Below are 625 nucleotides of genomic sequence, written 5' to 3' on the forward strand. Positions count from 1 at the left end.
TCGTAGCCGTAGCTGCGTTTGACGGCGGTTTGACCATAACCCGCCGCTACTTTAGTTTTGCCTTTTCCGCCTTCCGTCAAATCATTGAGGGTGGCGATTTGCCTTTTCAGACGACCTAAGGGGTCAAGTTCGTAACGGCTGGCGAGTTTACCCTGTGTGCGGTAGATTTCGCGGTGCAGCTTGTCGCGTTCGATGTCGGTGATGACTTCGTCGTCTAGGCTGATTTGGTGCAGGTGGCCGCTGCCGTAATACAGGTAGTTGATCTGTCTGCCGTCGGGCAGGACGGTAGCGGTGCGGTTGCCGTTGAAGTCGTAGTGGTAGCGGACGGTTTCGGTAACGGGCAGGTACAGCATGTCGTACTGCGCATCGCGCCAGTCGGTTTCGGGCAGACCGTTTCGGGCGTTCTCTTCCTTGCTCGGCACCTTCCATTGGTGCTGGGCGATGAGTTGGCCGTTTTCGTCGTAGTCGAAGCAGGTGATGCTGTGGCGGTTGGCGGCGCGGACGAGGTTGCCGTCCAAGTCGTATTGGTAAGCGGCCTCCTGAACTCTGTCGCCACCGTCGCGGGCGAGGGTGTGGATTAATCGTCCCAATATATCGCGTTTGAACTCGGTAATCCGCAGCGGGG

1 pseudogene is annotated in these 625 nt (G+C 57.9%); it reads right to left on the reverse strand.

The window, feature by feature from the left end:
* A pseudogene (locus tag HMPREF2572_RS12775) lies at positions 1 to 625 on the reverse strand (RHS repeat protein); the annotation flags it as partial.

This window comes from Neisseria sp. HMSC064E01, from assembly GCF_001808875.1.
GTDB lineage: Bacteria > Pseudomonadota > Gammaproteobacteria > Burkholderiales > Neisseriaceae > Neisseria > Neisseria sicca_A.